This window comes from Viridibacillus sp. d25.2, from assembly GCF_055456015.2.
The window spans coordinates 2138338-2162797 of sequence record NZ_CM196652.1 but is presented as its reverse complement, the minus strand read 5'-3'; the positions used below and the strand labels follow the sequence as shown (position 1 = coordinate 2162797).

The 24460-nt window shown below is 34.1% G+C and carries 24 protein-coding genes and 3 riboswitches; of the genes, 6 read left to right on the top strand and 18 right to left on the bottom strand.

What is annotated here, in order from left to right; all coding sequences use genetic code 11:
• Nucleotides 1-2: 2 nt before the first annotated feature.
• Complete coding sequence (locus ACZLO7_RS10975) at nucleotides 3-473, bottom strand: MarR family winged helix-turn-helix transcriptional regulator (RefSeq protein WP_464939803.1); 471 nt, start codon at nucleotides 471-473, stop codon at nucleotides 3-5.
• A 354-nt stretch (nucleotides 474-827) separates the two neighbouring features.
• Here ACZLO7_RS10975 and ACZLO7_RS10970 point away from each other — a divergent pair, with 354 nt between their 5' ends.
• The gene (locus ACZLO7_RS10970) at nucleotides 828-1601 is read left to right on the top strand and encodes a class I SAM-dependent DNA methyltransferase (RefSeq protein ID WP_464939802.1); all 774 of its coding nucleotides are present in this window, start codon (nucleotides 828-830) and stop codon (nucleotides 1599-1601) included.
• A 92-nt stretch (nucleotides 1602-1693) separates the two neighbouring features.
• Here ACZLO7_RS10970 and ACZLO7_RS10965 read toward each other — a convergent pair whose 3' ends face one another.
• From ACZLO7_RS10965 to ACZLO7_RS10940, 6 genes are all read right to left on the bottom strand, one after another.
• Complete coding sequence (locus tag ACZLO7_RS10965) at nucleotides 1694-2866, bottom strand: MDR family MFS transporter (RefSeq protein ID WP_464939801.1); 1173 nt, start codon at nucleotides 2864-2866, stop codon at nucleotides 1694-1696.
• Nucleotides 2867-3008: 142 nt separating this feature from the next.
• Nucleotides 3009-3179, bottom strand: coding sequence for a hypothetical protein (locus tag ACZLO7_RS10960; protein ID WP_464939800.1), 171 nt, complete (start codon nucleotides 3177-3179; stop codon nucleotides 3009-3011).
• Nucleotides 3180-3227: 48 nt separating this feature from the next.
• Nucleotides 3228-4169: a TRM11 family SAM-dependent methyltransferase gene (locus ACZLO7_RS10955; RefSeq protein ID WP_464939799.1), complete on the bottom strand. Its 942-nt coding sequence runs from the start codon at nucleotides 4167-4169 to the stop codon at nucleotides 3228-3230.
• 14 nt (nucleotides 4170-4183) lie between these two features.
• Nucleotides 4184-4768, bottom strand: coding sequence for a branched-chain amino acid aminotransferase (locus ACZLO7_RS10950; RefSeq protein ID WP_464939798.1), 585 nt, complete (start codon nucleotides 4766-4768; stop codon nucleotides 4184-4186).
• Nucleotides 4769-5193: 425 nt separating this feature from the next.
• The gene (locus tag ACZLO7_RS10945; protein ID WP_464939797.1) at nucleotides 5194-6486 is read right to left on the bottom strand and encodes a carbon starvation CstA 5TM domain-containing protein; all 1293 of its coding nucleotides are present in this window, start codon (nucleotides 6484-6486) and stop codon (nucleotides 5194-5196) included.
• Nucleotides 6467-7003: a sigma-70 family RNA polymerase sigma factor gene (locus ACZLO7_RS10940; RefSeq protein ID WP_464939796.1), complete on the bottom strand. Its 537-nt coding sequence runs from the start codon at nucleotides 7001-7003 to the stop codon at nucleotides 6467-6469. Before ACZLO7_RS10940 ends, ACZLO7_RS10945 begins: the two co-directional genes overlap by 20 nt.
• Before the next feature lie 286 nt (nucleotides 7004-7289).
• Between ACZLO7_RS10940 and ytaF the strand changes: the two genes are divergently transcribed.
• The 4 genes from ytaF to ACZLO7_RS10920 all read left to right on the top strand — a co-directional run bounded on the left by ytaF (nucleotide 7290) and on the right by ACZLO7_RS10920 (nucleotide 10261).
• Nucleotides 7290-7922 carry a sporulation membrane protein YtaF gene (ytaF, locus tag ACZLO7_RS10935; RefSeq protein WP_464939795.1) on the top strand — a complete coding sequence of 211 codons (633 nt, stop codon included), beginning with the start codon at nucleotides 7290-7292 and terminating at the stop codon, nucleotides 7920-7922.
• A gap of 100 nt (nucleotides 7923-8022) precedes the next feature.
• Nucleotides 8023-8664 carry a DUF1232 domain-containing protein gene (locus ACZLO7_RS10930; RefSeq protein ID WP_464939794.1) on the top strand — a complete coding sequence of 214 codons (642 nt, stop codon included), beginning with the start codon at nucleotides 8023-8025 and terminating at the stop codon, nucleotides 8662-8664.
• Nucleotides 8665-8693: 29 nt separating this feature from the next.
• Nucleotides 8694-9662: an LCP family protein gene (locus ACZLO7_RS10925; protein WP_464939793.1), complete on the top strand. Its 969-nt coding sequence runs from the start codon at nucleotides 8694-8696 to the stop codon at nucleotides 9660-9662.
• Nucleotides 9663-9673: 11 nt separating this feature from the next.
• Nucleotides 9674-10261 carry a phosphatase PAP2 family protein gene (locus ACZLO7_RS10920; RefSeq protein ID WP_464939792.1) on the top strand — a complete coding sequence of 196 codons (588 nt, stop codon included), beginning with the start codon at nucleotides 9674-9676 and terminating at the stop codon, nucleotides 10259-10261.
• A gap of 1510 nt (nucleotides 10262-11771) precedes the next feature.
• Here the strand turns inward: ACZLO7_RS10920 and ribH are convergent.
• The 11 genes from ribH to ACZLO7_RS10865 form a co-directional block, all read right to left on the bottom strand.
• Nucleotides 11772-12236 carry a 6,7-dimethyl-8-ribityllumazine synthase gene (gene ribH / locus ACZLO7_RS10915; RefSeq protein WP_464939791.1) on the bottom strand — a complete coding sequence of 155 codons (465 nt, stop codon included), beginning with the start codon at nucleotides 12234-12236 and terminating at the stop codon, nucleotides 11772-11774.
• 13 nt (nucleotides 12237-12249) lie between these two features.
• On the bottom strand, nucleotides 12250-13440 hold the full coding sequence (locus tag ACZLO7_RS10910; protein WP_464939790.1) for a bifunctional 3,4-dihydroxy-2-butanone-4-phosphate synthase/GTP cyclohydrolase II: 1191 nt from the start codon (nucleotides 13438-13440) through the stop codon (nucleotides 12250-12252).
• 18 nt (nucleotides 13441-13458) lie between these two features.
• The gene (gene ribE / locus ACZLO7_RS10905) at nucleotides 13459-14097 is read right to left on the bottom strand and encodes a riboflavin synthase (RefSeq protein WP_464939789.1); all 639 of its coding nucleotides are present in this window, start codon (nucleotides 14095-14097) and stop codon (nucleotides 13459-13461) included.
• 3 nt (nucleotides 14098-14100) lie between these two features.
• Nucleotides 14101-15186 (bottom strand): bifunctional diaminohydroxyphosphoribosylaminopyrimidine deaminase/5-amino-6-(5-phosphoribosylamino)uracil reductase RibD, encoded by a 1086-nt coding sequence (gene ribD / locus ACZLO7_RS10900; RefSeq protein WP_464939788.1) that lies wholly within the window; start codon nucleotides 15184-15186, stop codon nucleotides 14101-14103.
• Nucleotides 15187-15321: 135 nt separating this feature from the next.
• Nucleotides 15322-15455: riboswitch (FMN riboswitch) on the bottom strand.
• 127 nt (nucleotides 15456-15582) lie between these two features.
• Nucleotides 15583-15716, bottom strand: a riboswitch (FMN riboswitch).
• Nucleotides 15717-15865: 149 nt separating this feature from the next.
• A riboswitch (FMN riboswitch) is annotated at nucleotides 15866-15999 on the bottom strand.
• Between the two features lie 752 nt (nucleotides 16000-16751).
• Nucleotides 16752-16949, bottom strand: coding sequence for a hypothetical protein (locus tag ACZLO7_RS10895; RefSeq protein WP_464939787.1), 198 nt, complete (start codon nucleotides 16947-16949; stop codon nucleotides 16752-16754).
• A gap of 524 nt (nucleotides 16950-17473) precedes the next feature.
• A complete protein-coding gene (locus ACZLO7_RS10890) occupies nucleotides 17474-18580 on the bottom strand; it encodes an ABC transporter permease (RefSeq protein ID WP_464939786.1) in 1107 nt (368 codons plus the stop codon).
• On the bottom strand, nucleotides 18577-19833 hold the full coding sequence (locus ACZLO7_RS10885) for an ABC transporter permease (protein ID WP_464939785.1): 1257 nt from the start codon (nucleotides 19831-19833) through the stop codon (nucleotides 18577-18579). Before ACZLO7_RS10885 ends, ACZLO7_RS10890 begins: the two co-directional genes overlap by 4 nt.
• Before the next feature lie 11 nt (nucleotides 19834-19844).
• A complete protein-coding gene (locus ACZLO7_RS10880; protein WP_464939784.1) occupies nucleotides 19845-20777 on the bottom strand; it encodes an ABC transporter ATP-binding protein in 933 nt (310 codons plus the stop codon).
• Nucleotides 20778-20930: 153 nt separating this feature from the next.
• The gene (locus ACZLO7_RS10875) at nucleotides 20931-21305 is read right to left on the bottom strand and encodes a CPBP family intramembrane glutamic endopeptidase (RefSeq protein WP_464939783.1); all 375 of its coding nucleotides are present in this window, start codon (nucleotides 21303-21305) and stop codon (nucleotides 20931-20933) included.
• Nucleotides 21306-21710: 405 nt separating this feature from the next.
• A complete protein-coding gene (locus ACZLO7_RS10870; protein WP_464939782.1) occupies nucleotides 21711-22343 on the bottom strand; it encodes a response regulator transcription factor in 633 nt (210 codons plus the stop codon).
• Nucleotides 22344-22346: 3 nt separating this feature from the next.
• On the bottom strand, nucleotides 22347-23438 hold the full coding sequence (locus tag ACZLO7_RS10865; protein WP_464939781.1) for a sensor histidine kinase: 1092 nt from the start codon (nucleotides 23436-23438) through the stop codon (nucleotides 22347-22349).
• Nucleotides 23439-23585: 147 nt separating this feature from the next.
• On the opposite strand from ACZLO7_RS10865, the gene ACZLO7_RS10860 reads away from it, so the two are divergent.
• Nucleotides 23586-24437: a lipid II flippase Amj family protein gene (locus ACZLO7_RS10860; RefSeq protein ID WP_464939812.1), complete on the top strand. Its 852-nt coding sequence runs from the start codon at nucleotides 23586-23588 to the stop codon at nucleotides 24435-24437.
• Nucleotides 24438-24460: the final 23 nt, after the last annotated feature.

The window sequence follows — 24460 nt, the reverse complement described above, 5'->3', positions numbered from 1 at the left end:
AATCATTCTCCTCTTTCTATGACTTCTTCTAATAACGTAGTAATTTGGCGTTGTGATGTTAGAAGATCATCATATTGCTTTTCGCTTAATAACTCAGTAGCAGTTTCAAAAACTTGTAGAATACTACTTTCTTGTTTTTGTATCTTGTCATAAAGCATTTGACCTTTTTCACTAAGGGTCAATAGCATTTCGCGTCGATTATCTTCTACTGGATTCCTCATTATCAATTCTGCTTGCACAAGTCCATCAACAGCTTGGCTTAATGTACTTTTAGGAAAAAATGTTGCTTTCCCTAGCTGCTTTTGTGTCATTTCTTCAAATGGTGCAAGCGTTATTAATAGCGCATATTGAGGAACAGTAAGATCATTTTCCAAGGCCGTTCGTTGCACTATTCTTCTAATACAATGGTTGACATGCCAAAATGAATGTAATAGCTTTTCAGACCTTAAAACAGCGTCTTTTTCGAGACTCAAAATCCCCACTCCTTCCACTCCAAACAGTTCCATTACGAACAGTTCTATAATGGTACATATTAATTTACCTTTTTATTGATGAAGAATCAAGGTAAAAGAATTGGGTTAGTGAAACTAAAATTATCCACCTATTTAGATAAAGTAAAACCTTAAAATAAGTTGTTTTGTGAGTGTTAGCAAACAATAGAAATATACCAATTAAAAACAATTATGATATTATTAAGTATATGGATTTGAAAGGAGTGATTTAAATGTTAAACAATACTAAGGTGATGGAAAAGTAGTTTATGAGAATGCTTTTTCTATCACAGAATCTGTAACACAACTAAATCATGATAGAAGAGGTAAAGTTATATGACGGAAAATATATTTGAGAACAATTTTGAAAAATATGCAGATCCAAAACAGTATGATTATCTTTATGATAATTATAAGAATGACTTAAATTTAATTTTAGAATGGGCTAAATTTGATGAACATCCGATAATTGAATTAGCATGTGGTACTGGAAGGTTAACGATTCCTATGGCGAAACGTAATTTTTCGATGGTTGGAGTGGACTTACATGAAGGTATGTTAAATCTAGCGAAACAAAAATCGATAGCACAAGGTGTCACTATTAATTTTTACAAGCAAGATTGTACAGCATTAAGTTTGTCTGTTAAGAGTTCACTGATATATATAACAGGCAATTCTTTTCAACACTTTTTAACAAACAATTCACAAGATGCTTTATTGCATTCCGTAAAGAAACACCTTATTACTAATGGCGTTTTTATTTTTGACACACGAAATCCGTTATTACATGAGATATCAAAGATTGATGAATACGAGCAATCATATACAAACAATCATGGGGAAGATGTAGTTGAGTATCATCGTGATGAATATGATGTATTAACACAAATCCTTCATTGTCAGACAAAACGACACATATATCGTGACGAAACATTAATAGCTAAGGAAGAAGACAACATTTCTCTTAGGTTCTCTTTTCCACTTGAAATGGAAAGATTGTTACAACAACATGGATTTGAAATACTGCATGTCTACGGTGATTGGGATAAAAACGCACTAAATGCTAATAGTATTCAAATGATTTATATTTGCAGACTACTCGAGGATTAAAAAATCTTGTATGGTGAATATACAATAAAAGCTACCCTACAAATTGTAGAGTAGCTTTATTAGTGTTCTTTGTTCTTCTAATTGTATTATCCCTAATGTTTTATATTCATCGCAGATTTATAAAAAGCTGCACTACATAGTACAATAATTGCTACCAAAAGAAAAAGTTGATCTTGAAAATGCAATAACAACCAACCTCCAATTACTGGTCCTATGAAACTTCCTAAGTTTTTGAATTGGGCAGCCCCTAAGAAGCTTGCCTTTTGCGTTTCAGGTGCAATTTCATCAATAAGGACATTCATTGTAGGGAATACGAAAATTTCACCAATTGTAAAAAATACCATCCCAATAATAAACATGAGACTACTATTTGCCACTCCAAATAACACTAATCCCCCTACAAAAAATCCAATACCCATTAATAATGTAAATTTAGTTGAGTAGCGCTCAGAATAGATACTAATCGGTAATTGCAAAATAAGAACGACAGCTGCATTAAGCGCAATTAATAGTGAGTACAGTTTTACACCGTTCTCAACAGTCAATTCAACCAATTGAGGTAATGTGGAATCGAATTGAGAATAGCCAAAGTTAATTAGAATAGCACCTACAACAAACAACTGCATTTTCCGATTCGATAAAATAATCCGAAACATATGATGTATTTGAATTTGTGACTCTAATTTTTGCTGTTTCATTTCATAACGATTCAATACACTGATCAAAAAGACCCCATATACGCAGTACATAAATCCTGTAAATAGAAAAGGCACACTTGGACTAGACATGCTGGCAATATATACGCCAACAATTGGACCTATAACAGCTGCAATATTAATCGCTGTGTAACGCAATGAAAAGAGGCGTTTTCTTTTTTCTTGCGGAGTAAAATCAATCATCAATGCTTGTGTTGCTGGTTCAAAAAACGAGCGGCATAAACCATTAATAGCGTTTAAGACTATGAAAAGAGCTACTATATTTGTCGTAGCAAATCCAATAAACACTGTACTCCATACAAAAACAGTAATTAACAAGACTCGTTTTCTACCAAATCGATCAGTCAAATAACCACCAATGAAGCCCCCAATAGTTGATAGTAATGGCGCAACCCCTATCGTAATACCAATGAGTAACGGCCCGACTCCTAAATCTTTATGTAGATAAAGCGCTAAAAATGGCATAGCCATAAAACTTGCGATACGTGTAAAAACTGTACCGCCTAAAATGATCCAAACTAATGGATGAAATTGTTTGAGAAATTTCAATTTGAGCACTTCTCTTTCTACAACTGAAATTAGAACTTTTTAACAAATATAACACTATCCTTATCTATATGAATAGCAATTACGTAAATATGTATTATAATCGGGGACAATCATTAACAAGCAATTGTTTTAGAAAAATCGATTATGAATGAACTCTAGACAATTTTAAACAAAGATTGGATAAAACAACTAATAAGACTACAATGGCACTCCACATAAAACCGACAATAAGGCTGAAAGTTATTAATAACATACCTATTAATGTACGATTACTAAACTCAATTGGCGTCCGATTTGCAGGTTCATCAAACAAATAGAAAACCCCTACTACATGAAAAATAACATGTAGTAGGGGCATAGATTATTTACAAATTAATACTTGTCTAGCAAAAGTACCTTTTCTCGCTTCACAGCGATCGATTATTTCAAAACCAGCTTCTTCAACCATATGGTCCATCGTATCAATCGTTACTATGACAACTTTCTTTGTGAATCTGCGAGCCTGTTTTACAATATCAAGTTGTTCTTCTATTGTAATATGTGTAAATAAATTATACGGCATATCAATGATAGCAACGTCATAATTATCATCAATCTCTGAAATGGGTCCTGTAGTTACATCGCCTTTAAGTCCGAAATGTGCGATATTTTTTCTCGAACCTAATACAACACGTCGATTGATATCTCTTCCTACGATACCAATTCCCATTGATAATGCTTCAACTAACACCGTCCCAATGCCGCAACAAGGATCTATTGCACGAACCCCTTCAGGATGTGGAACTGCAATATTTGCGACTGCTCTTGCGACACGTGTATTAAGTGCAGTTGAGTACATGTGCGGCTTTTGCTGATGATGAAGCCAGATTGGTTCACTAACGACCAAGTTCCCGAAATACCATTTGTTATCTACTGTTACAACACCGAATACAGTTTCAGGTTGCTCCAAATCAGGCTCACCTTGAATCCGTAAACCTATGTTACGTTCTATTTCTCTTCGCTTCGAGTGACCAATCTTTTTCGTAGCACCAAGCTCAAAATCATTCAAGCAAACAACTTTAAATGTAGCGTTGCCTAAATCGAGTTGTTCAACTAAGTCCCCTATTTGTTCGAGGCTATCACCTTCAAATATTACTTCTAAGCGCTCTTTCATAAACGGACTTCTACTTGGATTAATCTTTATCGTACTTTTTAACACATTTGACAGGACGTCGAATCCAAAAAATGACCGCATCTCCATGCGACATAAATCATACTCATCTCGATGCCCCGAATATGTGTATATAAACTCTCTAATACTCAATCATTCCCCATCCTTCACTGCTTCGTTTCCTCTATCTCTTCAACTAATTTGAAAAAGAAGCGATAAATCATGTTATAGATTTCTTCAAATGACTGCTCTTCATTAAAACCTTCAATATAATCCAACGGCACGTTTACATCCCATAAACCATCTTCACCTGAAAACATAACACTGTATTTCGCATTGTCTCCAGTTAAATGCGTATTTAAGTAGTTTTTAATAGCATCGCCAAATTTCTTTTGCAATTTCAAGCCAAATAATGCTGTATAAGTTTCAAATACATCATCGAACTCAAGTGCAACCGCGTCAATACGGATTAACTCAAAATCACTTGATTCTACGTAAACAAATTCATTTGCTTGTTCTTTCAAATATGAAATTGATTTTCCTAAGAAGGCAGGAGTTTCAGTAGCTATCAATTCTTCCGTTTCTTTATTGCAGCGTTCAAGAACATCTGTATGAAATGCTTTTTCAGAAACAGTTAAGTCACTTGAAAGTAATTGATGTTTTTCTGCGAATTCCTTTTCAATATCAAACAACTCAATTTTGTTTTCACTTATATGATTTTCAATATAATTTTCCATTTGTTGTTTTAACAATTTAAGTCAGCTCCTTTACTCGAAAGGAATTGAATTGGATTCCCCTCATACTCTAGTATAGCCTAGTTTGGTCTGTTAGACCTTTAATTTATAAGCTCTCAGTCAAATCATGACAAAAATTTTTTCTATAGGATTAATTATTGGGTTCTTGATATTGAAATCCTATCAGAAAGAACACCAACATTGTAAGATTGCTTAACTCTCATTAATAAATCTACTTTTGAGATGGTGTTCACATTGATTGTTTCATTACCCTAAAGATATTTAAGGGTTCTATTAATTTAATCGTTTCTTCGCACCATTCACTTTTTAATACATTAGATAGATAGTTAGTTAACTGCAAAATGCTAGTCATGCTTTTGCCTTTAGTTCTTGTGAAATCAAAAAAACGTTTCAAAAGCCTATTGACTTTTGAAACGAGTAGTTTATTCTACAACATTTCCTTTTTCATCGTAAAATTCTGCAAAATATCCCTCTGATAAAGCTTCATTTAAAATCTCCCCTGGAATTGTCCAAAATAAGGTTTCTTGAGGTTTTACTTGAAAAAAAGTAGAGTATCCTTTTTTAACGAATTTCACTTTTGCAACATTTGGTATGTTATTATAGAATCTACTAGAAAAATTACCACCATCGAACGTTCTTTGATAACTACTTAATGTCATATTACTACCCCACTCCATTTTTTCATATAAATAATGACCATTCTTCAGGCCAAATGATGCGAGTATATATTGATCATCCGCTTTCGCTAATGCCACCCGTTTATCATCGTACGCAGCGGCTGTTACTAATTCCAAATTTTTAATATTTTCAAGCGGCTCTCCTTCATCCGCATATATATCTAAAGCACTAGTTATGGATTGCAACATCATCGATTCATCATCACCATATAGTTTTACTTCCTGATTATTATACAGCCCTATCAATCCTAAAACTAAGAACACCAAAGGTATGACAAAAATCCAATTTCTTCGTCTACCACGTATCGTTATAATGACTACGGCAACAATCAATAGAACGAATAATATAAAAGAACCCAATGTGAGAATGGGAAGACTCGCCACTTTTTCTGTAAACGTAAGTGGTTTTGCCAAATCCTTTGGATAATCTGGCAGAGCTACGTAATTAGCCAAAGTCTTTTTTAGTTCTCTACTATTAGATACTACATCATGGAATGCTTGATTTTCTGAAAAAGCCTCGTAAACTTCCGGTGCCCCCTCATCCCCCTTTACAACGTAGGCATTCATATATTGTAGCAATTCTATTAGAGAAGTTCTTTCACTTTTAGATAAATCCGGTGACTCATAAAATAAGCTTTTTCCAGTTTCGATTGCCCGCTGTAACAACCAATCATTTTGAACGAAAAATGTATTTCGTAGCTCTTCAATCTTCTCGACTTTTGAATCGTCGGTAGCACGTAATTTTACTAATTCAGTGAATAAGTCCAATCTCTCCTCAACAGATTGTGTCACTGCCTGATAAACCTTTGTTGAAGAGTTACCGCTACTAACAACAACTTCTTCTTGATCTGTAGGCAATTCTATTAATATAAAAATCAACGCAATAAGTGCAAATGACGTTAAAACCATCGCCATATATGGAAATAAATTAGTCTTTTTCTTCCCTCTTATTTTTTCAATCGTTTCACGTTTCTTTTGTATAGAAAACCTCCCGTGTTTATACCCGTTTTTCATCACATCACGAATTGGATCTAGCATATAATTCTCCCCCTTCATGTAATGTCTGACCCAGAATTTTCCTTCCTCTAATTAATCTGGTTTTGACTGTATTAACATTTAAATTTAGTGTTTCACTTACTTCTATTAAAGACATTTCTGCAAAATGATACAGCACAATCACATCTTTGTATTTAGTAGGTAAGTTTTCAATGGAATGTAAAAGCCTATTTGAAGTATCTCGATCCATTACAATGGACTCTGTTGTTTGCTTTGATGCAATCCATTTACCAAAAAAGTCGGTAATACGTACCTTTTGATACTTCCAGCTCGCTATGTAGTCATGGCAAACATTCACCGCAATTCGATATAAATACGTTTTTAATGTAGCATCTTCTCGGAAATGCTCCATCTTTTTGTAGTATCGTATGAATGTCTCTTGTGCGGCATCTTCTGCTATACCCCAATCACGCACGTATGTATAACAGAGCTGCACCAGATAATCTCCGTAAAGATCCATAGCTTGCTTCAAGCGTATCTCTTTTTCTATATCATCCATTCCCGCTTGCCCTCCCTTAATTATTTGTAGTTAGACTAGGTGAATATTGGAAAAGTTTCATTATTTTTAAATAAATAATACTAAAGTGTACTAGAAAAATGAATTAGATTTACCTGCAGCATTGCTGTCTGCTTCATCTTTCGCGAAAAAGCATCTACAATATAAAAAAATATGTATCCTTAAAAATGACGTTGCACGTTGTTTTTTTGTCAACACTTTTCAAATAAACAAGCACCGATTGTCAACACGAATAATAGGATATAAAAAAAACAAGGGGTGTTGTACAGTGGCTTGGTTAATCATTTTAGCTTTTGCTGTTTCATCAAGTATTGATAATTTAGGTGTAGGAATTTCTTATGGGATACGAAAGATAACTGTTAGGTTTGACAAAAATTTATTAATTGCGTTCATTTGTTTTCTTATGAGTATGGGAGGAATTACATTCGGGGTTTGGCTATCGACCATTCTTCCAGGAATGCTTCCTGTAATTATTGGAGCATTTTTATTATTTGTTATCGGTATTCGGATAATTCTTTTGGCTAAACCAATAAAAAAAGAGAATTTAAAAGTGGATAGTAAGAATGTTGTTAAGTCCAAAGGTGTTCAAAGTATTTTAAGAAATCCTGAGATAGCTGATCTTAATAAGTCTGGTGAGATTGGTTGGGGGGAATCTGTACTTCTAGGCGTTGCGTTATCGGCGAATGCACTTACAAATGGGCTAGGAGCCGGTTTACTCGGTCTTTCACCGATTGCAATTTCGGTAACCGCTGCAATAGGCAGTTTGATTAGTGTTTGGGCAGGGGTCAAGATAGGAAGTAAAGTAGCAGATGTTAGGATAGGTTCATTTACCGTAGGACAATTTGGAACAATTATTAGTGGTGTAATTATTTTAATACTTGCTATTACAGCATTTTTTTAACACAACACGTTGACAAATTGTCAACGAAATTATATACTTTTTGAAAATATATAATTTCACATTAGATTCAAGTTCGTAACTTAAGAAAGGAGAATGGTGAATGGCTGAAAAGAGAAACGGTACTACTCTTGGTCTATTGCTAAGAGAATTATTAAAAGAACGTTCATTGTCTATGCGGAAGTTTAGTGAACTCACCGGAATCGATACAGCTACCATTTCACGGATAATAAACGATAAACGAAAAGCAACACCACAACATTTAGAAAAATTTGCTACCTGCCTTGGAGTTCCTTTAATCAATCTATTTGAAGCTGCAGGATACCCTATTGAACAGCGACAGGATAAGTCTCATGATATCCATACATCTGTTGACGCAATTCAAGCTTTTCTTGAGACTTCTAACGTTTATGATAAGCAATTTTCAATGGCAGATGTTGAAGAGAAATTAGAAAACTATGGCCTATATGCACAAACAGAAGAGGGTAAAAATACAATTCTTGAAGATTTTGATAAAAAAATTCAGAATGTCGGAAGCATAGGCCCATTTATAAGCAAATTGAAAGAGTTATATGAGAAGTTCACATTGGGGAATGGTACATTATTTGAACTAACCTTAATTGGAAGTACATTATTATATTTTATAATTCCCGTCGATGTTATTCCCGATTATCTATTTCCTATTGGTTATTTAGACGATGCTATTGCTGTACAACTTACTACAAATGCATTACTAAAGAAATAACTTACAATTAAATGACAGGTGGATCTATTATGAAAATAAGTAAAATGAGCCGTAAATGGCTAAGAAATTTGTTCTTAGCATTCGCATTATTAATCGTAGCAGGGATCATTTATTGGATTTATCAATACAATAGCGGATTGTCTATGGCCAACGAAGGTCTCTATAAAGATGACGAAACGACGTTTGATCCATTCGAAGGTGCGGATCTGCAATTTGGTGAGATTAATGTGCTATTAATAGGAAGTGACTCTAGAGGCGAAAAAGGCGCTAGATCTGATGCATTAATGATCGCACACTATAATCAAACGACGAATAATGTAAAAACTATTTCTATTATGAGAGATACGTATGTCGACATTCCAGATTACGGGAAGCAGAAAATAAATGCTGCTTTTGCTTTTGGAGGCCCTGAACTTGTAAGGAAAACAATTAAGCAAAATTTTGATATTGATGTTAATTACTACGCTGTCGTTGATTTTGAAGGATTCCCTAAAATTATTGATCTTTTAGCGCCCGATGGGATTGAGGTTGATATTCCTTACAAAATGGAGTATGGAATTGGAATGACATTACTTCCAGGAGAACAAACTTTACATGGTGACCAGTTATTGGGATATGTACGATTCCGCCACGATCGTCTAAGTGATTTTGGGCGAGTGGAACGCCAGCAAGAAGTTTTGTCTAAGGTTAAAGAAGAAGCTATCAGTATTCAAACCTTACTGAATTTACCAAAAATACTTGGTGTTGCCGATCCATACATTGATACAAACGTTAACAATAAAACAATTCTTGCAATTGGAAAAGGTTTATTAGTTGGGAAATCTAAAGGTATGGATACTTTACGAATTCCTATTGCAAGTTCTTTTGAAAACAAGAATGTAAACGTAGGTGCAGTCTTGGATATTGATCTTGAAAAGAACAAACGAGCATTAGAAGAGTTTTTATCATCAGAGAACAATGAAAAAAAAGTCACTAAATCAGACAAAGTTTCACCTTAGGAGACAACAACATGAATATAGACTATCAACTTTTTAAACTAATTAACCAGTTTGCAGGAAAATACTTGATTTTTGATCAACTTGTTCTTTTGTTTTCGAAATATGGCCCCATTCTGTTTGGAATGGTCTTTATATGGCTATGGTTTTCAAAATCAAAAAATCAGCATGAAAATCAAAAAATCGTATTATATGCGTTAACGATTGTCATTCTTACACTTGGTATAGACAAAATTATTGAAATAACGTATTTTCGACCACGGCCATATGTTAACCATGCAGTAACATTGTTATATGAAAAATCAAACTTAGATCCTTCATTCCCAAGTAATCATGCTGCTGGTTCATTTGCCTTGGCGTTTGCCCTTTTTTGGAAACGAAGAAAAGTAGGAAGTATACTTATAATAATGGCCTTTTTAATGGCACTTTCAAGAATCTTTATCGGCGTGCATTATCCTCTAGACGTAATGGCTGGTGCAATTATCGGATTAGGTGTAACCTACTTTGTTATGTCACAAAGCCGCCTGTTTGAATCCCCATTCGACCAGGTCATTCACATCTTCAGGAAGTTCAGTTCAAAAATTTTCCCTAGTAACCTATGATTCTGCTTTAGTAGCCTTTGCATTGGGCTTGTTTGCATAAAAAGCGTTTCAAAAGCCACATGGCTTTTGAAACGCTTTTTTTAATTGATATAATCACCATTTTCATCATAAATACTATATTGAATCCATTAGAATCTAATTCAATTATTTCCTGCTGATTTTCCCGCTGATTTTGTATTTTATCGCCTATGAGTGGACGTATTAATTATTAGTATTACTAAGTGTTTTAGGTTTATTTTTCACACCCGCAAATCACAATCTTTGTTACCGTATATTATTTACACTGAAGATAGAGCAAAAGCGAATGGTCTGTTTAGGTACAATTATTGGTGCCACTTTAGTCCCTAAAATTTATAAAAAGATTGATAGAAAACGGTTAATCATTCCCCCACTATTTGCACTGAGTATTAGTGTTGGGAGTTTGTTATTTATATCAAATTAGCTTTGTATTATCCCTCTATTCTTCTTCCAAGGTATTGTATTAGGCGGTTTCAACGTCACTCTAGTTACTTATCTACAAGATGAAGTCATTAGTGAAAACTATACGAGAACTTTTAACATTTATAATATGATCTGCAGTTCAATGGCTTTACCTGGTGTTTTAATAATAGGATTTTTACTAAATAAAATCGGAACTTTAGACACTATAACCTGGATGACATGTATAATGTTTCTAATAGGAACTTCCGCTAGTTTCTTAATTCCAAATTTAAGGAAAGGAGAATCTTAAATTCGAATAGTTATTTTTTTTGAAAGGATATTTGATCAAGAAGTACAGTATATAAAGTGGTGCGAGGAAACGATTCAATTGGTAGAATCATGCAAATTGCAAATATCTTTTGAAAGATGCAACTTTAGATCAAAACAGCATTAATAGTGTGCTACTTGAAGAAATAAAAGAAAAGTTTCTTAATTAAAAAAAGCAGTTGACTTGGAATCTTAAAATGGGTATAACTGCTAATTTATTTGCCTAAAAATTAAATAGAGGAGCTGATAATATGAAGAGAATATTTAGCTTCATGCACCAGAGAATTTTTTGATCAAATTTCTTTTCAAAAACCGCCTTTTCTATTTGTTTACTGTTCAAAGCTATTCAACTTCTCATAGCAACCCACTAGAAAAAGGTAATTCTTTCAGTTCCAATTCAAGAGGAACTGAAAGTGTAACAGAAGCAGGTAATAAATTGAACAAACCTTTCAAATGAACTGTAAACGAATTCTTTTAATATAATTATATTGAAGATAAATTTGGAATCGAGGTGATATTTTGAGTACAATAATTATGTATAGTCCTATTTTATTATTAATATTGGCCTATTATTTTAAAATTTCATTTATAGAACACCTCAATGAAGGAAATAAACGCGAAGCTAGACAAGCAAAAATATTAACGATTACCTGCTTCACACTGGGTATCATACCGTTGATTCTCATGTTAATGGAAGCAAGCGGCTTGTATAATGGTTGATATGTAAAAGGCACTTCTACAAAATCGTAGAAGTGCTTTATTTTTAAAACAAACGCTGTAAGTTAGCCATTTCAATCGCTGCAATTGCTGAATCATAGCCTTTATTGCCTGACTTCGTGCCTGAACGCTCGATTGCTTGTTCAATATTTTCTGTTGTGACAATACCGAAAATGACCGGTACATTCGTATTTAAAGATACGTTTGCAATACCTTTTGCCGCTTCATTACACACATAATCATAATGCGTTGTAGAGCCTCTAATGACAGTTCCTAGACCAATTACAGCATCATAGTCGCCTTTCTCTACCATTTGCTTCGCTATAAATGGTACTTCAAATGCACCTGGCACCCATGCAACATCAATATTATCTTCTGATACGCCGTGGCGGACTAAACCGTCCATTGCGCCTCCTAGTAATTTACTTGTAATGAATTCATTGAATCGGCCTATTACAATGCCAATCTTTAAATCTGTTCCAATTAATTGCGCTTCAAATACTTTTCCCATTTTACGATCCCCTTTACGAAATAAGATGATTCATCTTTTCTTTTTTAGTTTCTAAATAAAACGAATTGCTTGCTACTGCTGCAATTTCAATCGGCAGTCTTTCAACAACTTCAATTCCATATGCCTCTAAACTTTGTACTTTATCTGGGTTGTTTGTTAATAAACGTACTTTTGAAATACCTAAATCATGTAGCATTTGAGCTGCTAATGCATAATCTCGTGCATCCGCCAGAAAGCCAAGTTCTAGATTAGCTTCAACTGTATCAAAGCCTTGCTCTTGCAACTCGTAAGTACGAAGCTTATTAATCAAGCCAATCCCTCTGCCCTCTTGTTGCATATACAACACAACCCCTGCACCTTCGTTTTCAATGATACTAAGTGCTTCTTGCAATTGAGGACCGCAATCACATCTTTCCGAATGAAAAATATCACCCGTTAAACATGAAGAATGAATGCGTACTATTGGAGCTTCTACAACATTTGCTTCGCCTTTAACAAGTGCCACATGTTCACAGTTGTCGAGTTTGTTCTCATAGCCAACCATAGTGAATTGTCCATAGCTTGTTGGAAGTTGCACTTTAGCCGCTCTAGTAACTACTTTTTCATGGTTATAACGATAATGAATTAAACTTTCAATCGTAATTATTTTCAGTTGATGCGCTTTTGCGAAGTCCATTAACTCTTGTCCCGTAGACATTTCCCCACTATCCCCCATTATTTCACAGATGATACCTGCTGGAATCGCGCCACATGCTTTTGCTAAATCAACTGCTGCTTCTGTATGACCAGGTCTTTCTAATACACCATTTTCCTTCGCAACTAACGGGAAAACATGACCAGGTCTTTTAAAATCATCTGCATTAGCAGCTCCATCCAATAACTGTAAAACCGTTTGTGAACGTTCAAATGCACTAATGCCCGTACTTGTATTAGCATGATCAATACTAACTGTAAAAGCGGTTTGATGATGGTCAGTATTTGTTGATACCATTGGATGCAATTGCAGTTCTAACGCTCTTTTTTCAGTAATGGGCGTACAGATTAATCCTCGTGCGTGTGTTGCCATAAAATTAATATTTTCTGGTGTTGCATATTCTGCAAGTGCAACTAAATCCCCTTCATTTTCACGACTTTCATCATCAACAACGATGATCATTTTGCCATCTTTTAAATCTTCTAACGCCTCTTCAATCGAGTGAAACATTGCTATACACCGCCCGTATTAATATCCGTTTTGTTGTAAAAAATTCATTGTAATTGCTGAAGTTCCGTCGTTATTCTTTAATTGGTGAATAATATATTTGCCTAACATATCCGTTTCAATGTTCACTTGATGTCCTATTTCTTTAAGAGCGAAAATCGTTTCTTGATACGTATGTGGAATAAGTGAAACAGTGAGTTTTTCAGGTTGTCTATCAAAAATCGTCAAGCTTGTTCCATCAATGGCAATTGAACCTCTTGATATACAAAATTGACTAAGTTCTCGCGAAATAGAGATATCGATATAGACCGCATTTGCTTGCTTTGTTTTTCTAACGATTGTCCCTGTCCCATCAACATGACCTGAAACAAAGTGACCGCCAAATCGACCGTTTGCTGCCATCGCTCTTTCTAAATTCACCAACTGACCCACTTTTAAAGAGTGAATTGTTGTCGCTTTAACCGTTTCCGGCATAACATCTACTGTGAATTCGTTATGGGTAAAATGCGAAACTGTTAAGCATACACCATTTACTGCTACACTATCGCCAAGTTGCATATCCGACATAATGTCTCTGGCTTCAATGGTAACCTTCATACTATCCGTACCATTTGTCAGCACTTTAATTTTCCCTTTTGCTTCAATAAGGCCTGTGAACATAGCCTAATCCCCCAGTCTCGATATCACTTTAATAACTTCACCAATTTGCTCCACTTGCTGTAGCTTTAATGGGACAGCATCATCCATGCTTTTTACGTTTAAATGTTCAAACATGCCAACTCCATCATGGTCACCTACTATTCTCGGGGCTATGTAAGTAATCATTTCATTGACTAGACCTGAATTGACAAAGCTAGAACTTATACGGTTGCCCCCTTCCACATAAAGCGTGACAATATTTCGTCGTGCTAACTCTTCAAGGACATCCTGAATTACGATGGTTCTTGTTTCAAGTTGGATGATACGTACATTGGCTTGTGCAAAGCTTGTGATTTGATTAGATGAGACTTCATTTCCAACAACTATCCACGTTGGTGCTGTTTGATCGATGACAACTTTTGCATTCATTGGTGTTCTTAAATGAGTATCCAAAATGATTCGAATCGGTTGCTTATTACTTTTTGCATATCTATTTGTAAGTAATGGATTGTCATTTAAAACTGTTTCAACTCCAACTAAGATGGCATCAGATTGCGCTCTTTTACGATGAACATCCTGCTGAACTTCTGTACCTGTGATATTTTCGTTACGTCCATGTATTGTAGCAATTTTTCCATCTAATGTGATGGCTTGCTTTAACGTGACAAAGGGCACATTCTGTTTCATAAAATACATATAGGCTTTATTTAATTTCAAAGCCTCCGCTTCACCAATACCTACTTCAACCTCAATGCCAGCTTCCTTTAGTTTTGCAACACCTGTTCCTGCTACTTTAGGATTTGGATCAAGTGTCCCAATCACTACTTTTTTTACACCTGCATTTAATATGCCCATCGTACAGGGGGGTGTTTTACCAAAATGATTACAAGGCTCCAAAGTGACATACATCGTACTGTCGATAGCATTTTCTCCGGCCATTTTTAGTGCATGCACCTCCGCATGGGGAGAACCAGCTTTAAGATGCGCTCCCATACCGACCACTTCATTTTCTTTTACAATGATTGCTCCAACTACCGGATTTGGCGACGTTTGATCTTCGGCAACTGCCGCTAATTTCAGTGCTAAATCCATATAATACTTATCATGCATTGTGATAAACCTCCCGTTTTTAATAAATAAAAAACTCACTAATATAATTAGGGAGTTTGGGAGAGTTTTAGATAAACGCATTACTAAATAAACCTATTGAAATACTATTTTTCAAAAGGAATTGCGTGTTATCTATTTGTCCTTCTCCCATCCAGACTATACTGTCGGCTTTGGATTCGCACCAAATCCTACCTTAAAAAGGCTCACGGGCTTAGAAGCTTTACTCCATCACCGTCGATTGGGAATTTCACCCGACCCCGAAGGACGTTCATATTCAATTTTTCACAGCAAAAAAACTCCATAGTTTTCTACGGAGTTTGATAGGAGTTGTCCAAAATATCATAAGCAAATAAACCTATTAAAATACGAGATTTTTAATAAGACTTCGATATTCTTTACATCCTTCTCCCATCCAGACTATACTGTCGGCTTTGGACTCACACCAAATCCTGCCTCAAAAAGGCTCACGGGCTTAGAAGCTTCACTTCATCACCGTCGATTGGGAATTTCACCCGACCCCGAAGGATATTACTTATGAAATTTTACAACAATACATTCTAGCTTTAGGGCATCAAAAAAACCCCATAGTACACTACGGAGTTTGATAGGAGATTTGAAATTATCAATACTAAATAAACCTATTAAAATACGAGATTTTTAATAAGACTTTGATATTCTCTACATCCTTCTCCCATCCAGACTATACTGTCGGCTTTGGATTCGCACCAAATCCTGCCTTAAAAAGGCTCACGGGCTTAGAAGATTTACTTCATCACCGTCGATTGGGAATTTCACCCGACCCCGAAGGATTATTATATTGTATGTAAATACCATAGCACTTTAGTTATTTAAAAACTAGAGTTTTTTTAATTCTATATGATTGTTTGAGAACATACTAAAATGAAATCACTCATAAAATCTTGATGTATTGGGCTTTATGGGCCTGTTACATATCACGGAAAAATGCAACTTTTTTTATTTACTAACAACCGTTCACTGTATAGTTAAAGTAATAATACAAAAACCAAGGATAAAAACTATCGATATAAAAGTGATAAAACTCCATTTTTTCATTTCTAATTTCGGCCTAATTATGCTGTTTAAATTAATACAAGCCGGAATATAAATAGCCGTTGCAATGATAGAAAAAATTAAAAAGATTCCTAGTAAACCATCATCGAAAGTAGAGTCTACTCTCAATCCGAAAGAATGCGAAGCGTACATTATTGTCATGAACCATAATACACCTATAAAAAAAGATAAATAGCCCAGAAATAAGTTAACTATTACAGAAATTGAACGGTATCCTATTCGCATCTTATCCCTCCCGTTCAGTCATAATTTTTTAAGTTTGTGTAATAACGACAGTTACATTATTTTCAGTAATAATTCACATACTATTGAAAATACTTTTTTGCCTTTTGAATCCGTTAATGTAATTATATAACTCGTTCAAGTATTTTATGTACATTACTCAATTATTTCGAAGCAGTTACACAAAAAAGTACTATATAATAAAACAATATAACATCGTTTCATATATAGTACTTCTCCATTCAAGTTACTTATTCATTTATTCTTCTCGCATTATTTTTATTATTCGGCTTTTCTTTATCTTCATGATTATGTTGTTTATGTGCCTCGTCGTTTTGTCCAACAACATCAAAATCATCAGGACTCAGATCGTAACCAAAACCAAATTCTTCACGTCCTAAGTCATTTTGCTTTTTCGCTTTGTTTTTTTCATTATTGTTTTTCGGCAATTTTTTTCACCTCCATCCACTATAATTTGTTCAATTTCTGTTGTTTTATTCTTACTATTCCGAAGTTATCTCGACTTGAATAAACTTATTGAATGGATTAAAAAATGGCAGTAGTTTTATAGATGCTAGCATTGAATTAGTGCAATTTGAGAGGAATATGCTATAGTCAGTTCCTTCTTAAAACCTTGTACATATTGCTGAAATCGTTAAACCCGTTCTTTATAAATGTTAATAATTTCCTGGGCAATAGACAAGAATGTTTCTACATTTTGGTTTAAAGGTATAGATTTATTTCTCCTTACGAACAACTGTATATTTAAAGTCTTTACTAAACTTTAAATATGTTTTGTTACTGCTGGCTGTGAGATTTTCATATTTTGTAGCTTTGATAAATAATCAAAAAAACCTTTTTACTTATAAACCAATTATTTCTTTATAGCTTATAAATAACTTCCCTCGCTCTCGGGAATTCAACTATAAAAAGGGTACTCACATTTAAAATGTAAGTACCCTTTCCAAAATTATTATATCTGTTCTTTTTTCTCTAAAACATTAATACCAATACCCATTAAAATGATTGTCATGAACATTAAAATACTAAATGGAAATAGTAAATCTGATATTGTACTACTATTTACAGTTACACCATTTAATAAATCCAAGCCGTATTTTATCGGAGTAATTTTAGACAAGGCTAACATTATTTTCGATGTTACTATTTCAAGTGGCCAATATGCTCCACCAAGCATGGCTAAAGGAACTGCGAGTACCGTAATATAAGCATTAAATTTACCTGGTGTATTTGCAATTGCTGCTATGAATATTGAAAGTGACACAATACAAAGGACATATGGTATCACAACAATTAAACTCTTCCAATAACCACCATGAAAATCGACTCCTACACCAAAATAGAAAATAGAAAGTACTAAGGCAATCTGCAAGTATCCAAGCAAGAAACTATAAGTTAAATTTGCTAGATATGCTTTCCATTTTGGAATAGCAGATACAGTTATCCTTTCCCAAATTCTATCCCTTCGTTCCATTACAATGTGATTGACACCATTTGCAATCGTATATATTACCATAAATAATGTAAAACCAAATATACTATGCAACTTCTTATCCCACTTTACTCCATTATCATTACCGAAGTTTTTATAATCAATATTAAAACTTGGATCGCCTTCAATTTTCTCTATTTTACTTGTTACTTGTTCTTTTTTATCATCGGGAGACGATTGAATAATCGCATTCTTTAATAATACCTGACTGTAAATCGTATTTAACTCATTTCCCATCATCGGAGCATCCATAAAATCTGGCGCTACAATTAATTTATAGCCATCATCTTTTAAAGAAATAGCAACATCTACTTTACCTTCTTTGACTTGTTCTATTGCCTCTTCCTCTTCATTCATTGTGAAATCATATTGTGATAGTTTTTGTAACTCTTTTATTATTTCCCCATTTTGTTCATCATTTAGTGAAGAGAAAATGGCAATAGGTTCCTTCGTTTCGTTCCCAATCCCCATTAAATACGAAAATATACAAATGATAACAGTCGTTATAATATAAGCAGCTGGCTTTCTTCTAAATAATAGAAATTTTGTCTTTAAAATGTTTATCATGATATGCCACCTCTTTTAGGGAAGAGTATAAACGCTAAAACTAAGAGAATAATGCCTAACATACTTAAGTTGAAGGCATACTTTTGAATATCAAGAAACGTGGCATTTTGCTGGAGTTTCAAATAAGCTTTAAGTGCTGCTCCATTTGGTGTCCATTTCCCAAGTGTAGATAAAAATGACGATAGTTGACTTACTGGAAAGAAACTCCCACCTACTAAGGAAAGAATAGATATTATTACAGCTGAAAATATATTGGAAGCACCCGCTGAATTGTTTCTATAATTAATCGCTGACAATAATGCAGCTAAAGCACCTACAACAACGGCCATTAGAAATGTAATTAGTACATATAATCCGAACTGCTCAAATTGAATATCAAACATAAAATGTGAAACTGTAAACAATATAGCCATCTGAATCATTGCTAGTAGAATAGTTGATACAATGATACTACCTAAATAAGTTACAGGGTGGATACGTGCTAATAAAATACGATCGAAAATGTTCATATTTTTTTCTAAAAACGCTAGACTCGCTATAGTACTAGCCATATATAAGATGAACATGACACTCATACTAAAAGTATAATAATTTTTTGCTGATATACTCTTTTGGTTGGCTATTGTCTCAATATCCGATGCAACTTCAATTTTAGGTATCGTTACTGCACCATCTAGCTGATTAGAATTATTCAACTGTGTTAATAAAGAATATTGTTGTTGGAAATAATCCAGCATGCTTTTAGTAATTGATGAAGTAACAGGCTGGTCCTCATCTAAGTAGACATTTAAAGAAGGTTTATTTCCTGATAAAAAAATGGACGATAAATACTCATTAGTGAAATTCATTGGAACGTCAATAATGACATCATAGGCTCCACTTTTTCTTGCCTTTTTAAGTTCATCCGCATCTAGTTTTTTTACTTTTACAAATTTCTTCAATTCTTCATTTCCCGTTAATTGATCGAGCAACAACGTTACTGGAAGCATTTGTTTTAAATCGTCCTTCAGCTTATCATCAATTGGCATGCTTTCATTTGCCTTTTTTAGAAAGGAGTCGAGCTGCGCTTCTTCTTCATCATGTTGAATAACAGCTATATCCAAATCTAACGCTTCACTATTACCATCCATAATAGATCCAAGCGCCATGCTTAAAATTGTAATTAATACGACAGGCATTAACAGTAGAACAAGCAATTCTAAGGGGTTTCTACTCAATATTTTTAATTGTTTTACTATAAGTGCAAAAAACATTGACTCTCCTCCTAGTTTCGTAATGCTCTACCTGTTAAGTGTAAAAATACATCTTCAAGACTCGGCTCTTCTATTTGAAAGCTATTTAAAGCCACATGATGCTGATCGCACAAAGTTAAGATCGTTGGTAGAAAATTTGTATCTTTTGATACGGTAAAAGTAACCTCAGCTTCCTTAGCTAAAATATTTGATAACATCGGCTTCATATTTAAATCCTCAACAAGTGATTTAGATGGCTTTTCAAGTTTAAGACGAATAGTTTTCTCAGAAGACAATATAGATTTAATCTCATCCTTTGAACCAGATGCAATAACCCGCCCCTTATCAATGATGTAAATTCGATTACACAAAAATTCGACTTCTTCCATGTAATGACTTGTGTAAATAATTGCTGTATTGGATTGTTCATTTAATTTCTTAACAGTCTCTAAAATGTGGTTTCGTGATTGTGGATCGATACCTACAGTTGGTTCATCCATGATTAAATATTCTGGCTCATGTAACAGCGCCACACCAATATTTAAACGACGTTTCATCCCACCTGAGTAATGTTTAACAAGCTTTTTATTTTCATCTTGTAAACCGATTTGTTGTAATACAACTTCAATCCTCTCTTTCAATTTATCCTTAGGCATTTTATGAATACTGCCAAAAAAATGCAGGTTTTCCCTAGCAGTTAAATCACTATATAATGCTATTTCTTGTGGTACGACACCTAGAACTTTACGCAATGTACTTTGATCATTTATTACGCTTTTTTGGTGAAGTAATACATCACCTTTTGAAGGTTTAATAAGTGTTGATATCATGGCAATCGCCGTTGATTTTCCAGCACCATTTGGACCAAGTAATCCTACGATTTCCCCTGGCTCAATATATAAATTCACGTGATCAACCACATTTACTTTTTTATATGTCTTTGTTAAATCCACTACTTCTATCATAAATGACAGCCCCTCTCCTTAAATACACTATAAATAAAATCATGCGGCTTGCCGACTAACTAACGTCATAAATCAATATGACCTCAGTCACATAAAAAAACGACGAAATAATCGTCGCTTCGTTCATTACATTGCTTTGTAGAATATGGTTACTCATTCGAAAAAGTAACTACCTAAAAAATAGATACTTGTAGAAAACAGGTTCCATAGGAGATGGAGGGTAATGGGAACAAATAATCGATTAGTTTGATAATAGCTATAAGAAATAATAAACGAGATCCAAAGATAAAGTGGAATACCTGTTAAAGACATATGCCATCCAGCAAAAATGATGGATGTGAAAAGGATACTTAATAAAATATTGAATTTCTTAGAAAATGTAGTTAAGATAATTCTCCTGAATATTAATTCCTCTACTACTGGACCAATGAAAACAGTAGGTATAATCATTAACGGAACAGCATAGGTCATTTTCAAAGGAGTATCTTCTTTAGGTGTATAAAACAACGGTGTTATATTTGCAATCACTATAAACCCTACAAATACTATAAAAAATCACTTACAAATTGCAAAAATAGATTGTTTTACTGTAAATTTCCGTTTATCAAAAACAGTTGTTTTCAAATCATCTTTCAATAAAAATAATATTACGATTATTAACAACGGGAACATCGTCAGATTCATTATTAACAAGAGACTTTTAGGATTATTAAAAATGAAGGCAATTATATCGCTTAAAATCATTGAACAAAAGTAGATAACCAATGCATATCTTTGCTTTTTGTTCATTTTGTTCACCCCTCTCATCATCACTATAGTTACATTCCATATTGATGATGACTTAACCTGCTTCCCCTATTTTAGATTAAAATTAAAAGGTTAGATAAATAACTCTTTACTCATAATTTCCAAGGTTCTGGCCAATCATCAATCTTATACAAGCCCATTTCTCACAGCATAAATAGCCAGCTGGGTACGGTCTCTTAATTCAAGTTCCTGTAAAATATGTGTCATATAATTTTTTACCGTTCCAATTGATAAAAACAATTCTTCTGATATTTCCTTATTTGTCTTGCCCTCACCTACGAGCTTTACCACATCAAGCTCACGTTCAGTTAGCGTGTGTACTTGTTGTGATGAAGACGTTTTCTTCAATAATTTCGGCATCAATTTTGCTGCAACATCCTCATTTAATACAAGTCCACCCTCGAGAACACTATGGATAGCACCGATTAATTTATGTGGTTCTGCTGATTTCAATAAAAATCCATTTGCCCCATTTTTCAATGTTTCGAACGCATATTCTTCGTCATCAAATGTCGTCAATACTAACACTTTAATATACGGGAATCGATTGCGTATTCTTTTTGTTGCTTCTATTCCATTCATTTCTGGCATTCTAACGTCCATTAATACAATATCAATATGGTGGTTTTCAAGCGCAGCAAGTGCTTCAACCCCATTACTTGCTTCCGCAACAATTTCAAAATCAGGCTCCTGCTGTACAATCATTTTAAGCCCATTTCTCACAATAGCCTGATCTTCAACAATTAATATATGTACCATTTTCTATTCCCTCTCTTTTATCGGAAATGTACCTTCTATTATAAAGTGCTCTTCGGTCTGATTGACACGTAGTTCGCCACCGATTTCTTCCACTCTACCCATCATATTCGTTAGCCCGAACCCGAATTCAAAAGTCTTCATTTTCAGCATTTTATTTTTCACAATAAAATGCACATGTTGCAAAGAATTTTGCCTCAAAATCACATCTACTTCTTTTGAGTCACTATATTTCATCGCATTCGTTAAGCTTTCCTGGAGTACACGATAAAGTACAATACTTTGACTATTGGAAATCGGTAAAGATACCACTCCTTTTTCAAACGTAAAACGAATTTGTAAGTGACTCTCCATTTCTAGCTTTCGTATTAATTGAATAACAGATTGAATCCCACTTGCTTCACTCGTTTTCAGCTGTCGTACAGCATTTCTCGTTTCATCTAAACTATCTCTAGCCAGTTCTTTTATGTCTTCGATACCTTTTATATTATTTTCAATTGAGAGCACCTCTAACTGCATTAGCAATGCCGTTAACTTATGTCCAACTGAATCATGGATATCTCTCGTCATCTTTGTGCGCTCTTCTGCACGTACTAGTTGTTCTTGTTCAACAAAAGAACGCTTTAACGTTCGGTACTCTCCTAATAATCCTGTATAGAGCTCTCCTTTTTCTTTAACACTCCAATAAAAATGATTTACAAAGTAAGAGCTTATACAAATCGCAATAAATAGTAACAAACTTATAAGTGGCGTCAGTTTTAATAAAATGATTACTGTGCAAACGATACCTAGAGAACATATATATATAGTGTGATCCCGATGCTTAAGTTGAAAAGCTCCCTCCATTATATAAAATGCATGCATTGGCAATAAATAAATAATATCAATAGAAAATGATGCACCAATTGGGATTATTAGAACTATGATTAAATAATTTACTACAGGTAATTTGCTAAGTGGGATTGTAAAATATAAGCACAGAGTAACTGTGACTAGAATGAATGCATTTGTAATGGGGCCATCATTTAACAAAATATGTATTAAAAATACGCCAATAGTAAAAACCAAAACGATATAACGAATTATCAATGCCTGCACTTTTACACCTCACTTTTATAAGTATTTTTCGAAAATAAATGCCTCTATATGTACGTATGGTCCTTTACGTTTAATAATAACAAAATATGGTACCAATAAAAATATCTATTCTAGGCTATGTCTAAAATCAGTTTTTATCGTTTGATTATGCTAATATATCATTTAAGAGAAGGTGATTTTATTTCAGAACTATTCACTGAGAAATTATTATTAATTGCACTGTTCATCCTAATTATCCATTGTATCGAAACACTTGCCTATGCTGTTCGATTATCTGGTGCTAGGGTTAAACTACTTGCTTCAGCTTTATCCTTATTCAACTTAATGGTCATGGTTTCGAGGCTTGCTAATATGATGCAGCAGCCTTTTACTGGTAGCTTAATTGATAAAGCACCTAAAGAAAATACATTAGAATTTGTAGAAAGTCAATTTAGGGTGATAATTGCATCTTCCACAATTGGTACCATCATTGGGATACTATTACTCCCAACTTTTATCGCCATTTTCTCAAGAGCAATTATCCATTTAGCAGAAGAAAGGGGTTCTATTCCGTCGCTTATTAAAAAGGGCTTCACATTTGCATACATAAAGCGCGGACTAAAACATATCCACTTGCCAAAACTTTCTTACTTGAAAGATATTCGCTTAAAAGATATTCCAATCAAACTATTTGTCATTAACATGATCATTACAGCTATTTATACAATCGGTGTTTTATCTGCCTTGTATGCATCTTTACTAGCACCAGATAGAGCTTCTACTGCAATAATGGCATCTGGTCTTATTAACGGACTTGCCACTATTTTACTGATCATCTTCATCGACCCTAGAATATCAATCCTTGCCGATGATGTCATCAATCAAAAAGGTAGTTATTCTAATCTTAAAGGTATGTCAATTATGATGATGACTTCACGCTTATTTGGGACACTTCTAGCACAAGCTTTTTTCATTCCAGGCGCTCATTATATTGCTTGGTTTACGAAATTTATAGCTTAAAAATTCAATTACAAACAAAAAGG

What these genes read in the sequence shown, in the direction of transcription:
- ACZLO7_RS10970 (WP_464939802.1), top strand. Translation starts at nt 828, where the DNA reads ATGACGGAAAATATATTTGAGAACAATTTTGAAAAATATGCAGATCCA.
- ACZLO7_RS10945 (WP_464939797.1), bottom strand. Translation starts at nt 6,486, where the DNA reads ATGCTAGATCCAATTCGTGATGTGATGAAAAACGGGTATAAACACGGG.
- ACZLO7_RS10940 (WP_464939796.1), bottom strand. Translation starts at nt 7,003, where the DNA reads ATGGATGATATAGAAAAAGAGATACGCTTGAAGCAAGCTATGGATCTT.
- ACZLO7_RS10930 (WP_464939794.1), top strand. Translation starts at nt 8,023, where the DNA reads ATGGCTGAAAAGAGAAACGGTACTACTCTTGGTCTATTGCTAAGAGAA.
- ACZLO7_RS10925 (WP_464939793.1), top strand. Translation starts at nt 8,694, where the DNA reads ATGAAAATAAGTAAAATGAGCCGTAAATGGCTAAGAAATTTGTTCTTA.
- ACZLO7_RS10920 (WP_464939792.1), top strand. Translation starts at nt 9,674, where the DNA reads ATGAATATAGACTATCAACTTTTTAAACTAATTAACCAGTTTGCAGGA.
- ribH (WP_464939791.1), bottom strand. Translation starts at nt 12,236, where the DNA reads ATGGGAAAAGTATTTGAAGCGCAATTAATTGGAACAGATTTAAAGATT.
- ACZLO7_RS10910 (WP_464939790.1), bottom strand. Translation starts at nt 13,440, where the DNA reads ATGTTTCACTCGATTGAAGAGGCGTTAGAAGATTTAAAAGATGGCAAA.
- ribE (WP_464939789.1), bottom strand. Translation starts at nt 14,097, where the DNA reads ATGTTCACAGGCCTTATTGAAGCAAAAGGGAAAATTAAAGTGCTGACA.
- ribD (WP_464939788.1), bottom strand. Translation starts at nt 15,186, where the DNA reads ATGCATGATAAGTATTATATGGATTTAGCACTGAAATTAGCGGCAGTT.
- ACZLO7_RS10890 (WP_464939786.1), bottom strand. Translation starts at nt 18,580, where the DNA reads ATGATAAACATTTTAAAGACAAAATTTCTATTATTTAGAAGAAAGCCA.
- ACZLO7_RS10885 (WP_464939785.1), bottom strand. Translation starts at nt 19,833, where the DNA reads ATGTTTTTTGCACTTATAGTAAAACAATTAAAAATATTGAGTAGAAAC.
- ACZLO7_RS10880 (WP_464939784.1), bottom strand. Translation starts at nt 20,777, where the DNA reads ATGATAGAAGTAGTGGATTTAACAAAGACATATAAAAAAGTAAATGTG.
- ACZLO7_RS10870 (WP_464939782.1), bottom strand. Translation starts at nt 22,343, where the DNA reads ATGGTACATATATTAATTGTTGAAGATCAGGCTATTGTGAGAAATGGG.
- ACZLO7_RS10860 (WP_464939812.1), top strand. Translation starts at nt 23,586, where the DNA reads ATGCTAATATATCATTTAAGAGAAGGTGATTTTATTTCAGAACTATTC.